At 39.8% G+C, this 2,233-nt stretch carries 2 protein-coding genes; both read left to right on the forward strand.

The window, feature by feature from the left end:
* Positions 1-743 (forward strand): MFS transporter (locus G4P69_RS37150; protein ID WP_208354870.1); only part of this gene is annotated, 743 nt, incomplete at its 5' end.
* 313 nt (positions 744-1,056) lie between these two features.
* The gene (locus G4P69_RS37155) at positions 1,057-2,208 is read left to right on the forward strand and encodes a glycosyltransferase family 4 protein (RefSeq protein ID WP_208354872.1); all 1,152 of its coding nucleotides are present in this window, start codon (positions 1,057-1,059) and stop codon (positions 2,206-2,208) included.
* Positions 2,209-2,233 lie beyond the last annotated feature (25 nt).

Consider the following 2,233-nt stretch of genomic DNA (forward strand, 5'->3'; position numbering starts at 1 on the left):
TAGGAGTTGCTGATAAAATTTGGACACAATTTGGTGGCAGTGGTGAACTAGGTAAAGAACTGTTGGTGGGCGGTAGTTACGTGAGCGCTGGCATTATTCTGATGCTTCTTGCAACTAACGAGAAACCTCGCAAAAGCGAAAAAGAATCTCCCCACATTTTTGCTGATCTTCGTGATGGGTTGCGCTATTTCAAACACAATTATCGCCTCCGCAGCGCTTTAATCCAACTGATCACCTTGTTCTCGGTTTTTGCAGCACTAACTATTTTAGCAGTGCGTATGGCAGAAGTCATTCCCTATATGAAAGCTTCACAATTTGGCTTTCTGCTTGCAGCTGGCGGGGTGGGTATCGCTCTTGGAGCAACTCTTCTCGGTCAATTTGGGCAAGGTTTCTCTTACACCCAGTTAAGCTTGTTTGGATGTGTAGGGATGGTAGCGTCACTTATAGGTTTGTCGATATTCACTAAGCAGTTATGGCTTGTTTTACTGTTAGTGATGGTATTAGGTATATTTGGGGCGTTGGTAGGTATCCCCATGCAAACAGCTATTCAGACAGAAACTCCACCAGAAATGCGAGGAAAAGTCTTTGGTCTGCAAAATAATTTGATTAATATTGCCCTGTCTTTGCCTTTGGCATTAACCGGGATTATAGAAACTTTTGTGGGGTTACAGAATGTATTTCTGTGTTTGGCAGCGATTGTCTTTTCTGGAGGTTTATTAACCTGGTATAACTCTTCCAAATAAGAAGAATTTTAAAGGATATATCATTGCAATGTTTTCATGGTAAACTTTAGTTCTCACATACCTACTGAGGGATAAATTTTTCTCAAGTCAAAGGCGATTTATATCTTTGACATAAGTTGTTATTTTAAGTCTAAAAAATTAACAACTTAGGAGAAACCCTCTAGATGCAATGCTTAATAAATGCATCTGACTTTGGTTATAGCGTCATTTTATGGCCCTACCAAAAACTAGCAAGCATAAAAGAGCAAAAAATAAAAAACAAAGGGCAAAAAGCTGATAAAATAAACCCGCCTTTCTGAGTAGTTCATAAAGAATGCGTATAGCCTGGATTGGAAAAAAGTCACCCTTTTGTGGTAACGTCACCTACAGCAGAGAAATTACAAATGCCTTACTAGACCGAGGACATCAAGTTAGTTTCCTACACTTTGCCCAAGAAGAATCGGGACCAGATAATTGGCCAAATTGCCAAGAGGTTCCACTACCCTTCATTTATAAGTCCCAAGTTTATACAATTCCGACTTTTAAAGCAACTAAGGTTCTAACCCAGTCCTTACGTCGCATTAAGCCAGATATAGTTCATGCTTCGCTGACCTTATCTCCCCTTGACTTTGTTTTACCAGAAATATGTGAACAACTAAATCTACCTCTAATTGCCACTTTCCACACCCCATTTGCGGGGAAAGGAGCAAAACTTTTATCGGGAACACAACTTTTGGCTTATCAGCTTTATGCGCCTTTTTTGGTGAACTACGATTGTGTGATTGTATTTTCCCAAATTCAAAGGGAACTGATGGTGCGTTTAGGTGTACGAGAAGAAAATGTTACTGTTATTCCTAATGGGGTAGATACTGTCAAGTATTCCCCTGGAGCATCTAACGTTAAAGCTGAATTTAAAGCTGATCGCTTGTTTATTTACCAAGGGCGTATAGCCCCAGAAAAAAACGTAGAAGTTCTTCTTCGCGCTTGGAAACAGGCTCAATTGGATCCTGGTAGTAAATTGCTGATTGTTGGTGATGGCCCATTAAAATCTTCTTTAGAATCATTTTATGGTTCTGAGTACAACATTATTTGGCTGGGATTTATTGCTAATGAAGACCGACGTATCGAAATGCTACGAGGCTCAGATGTATTTGTTTTACCATCATTGGTAGAGGGTTTATCCTTATCTCTATTAGAAGCAATGGCTTGTGGAATTGCTTGTTTAGCAACGGATGTAGGTGCTGATGGAGAAGTTTTAAGTAAGGGGGCTGGTGTCGTTCTTAGTACTAAAACTATACGAGCTCAATTACGGACTCTATTACCACTGTTTCAAGATCATCCAGAGTTAACAACCTTATTAGGACACAAAGCAAGAAAGAGGGTACTAGAGCGTTATACGCTCAGTGATAAGATTACCCATTTAGAAGAACTTTATATGAAAGTACTTTCAAAGCCAAGAATAGGACGTACACGCGGTGCGCAGTAACCTCCGTAAAGAAAGTATCTTTCAG

This window comes from Aetokthonos hydrillicola CCALA 1050 (assembly GCF_017591665.1).
Classification (GTDB): Bacteria; Cyanobacteriota; Cyanobacteriia; order Cyanobacteriales; family Nostocaceae; genus Aetokthonos; species Aetokthonos hydrillicola.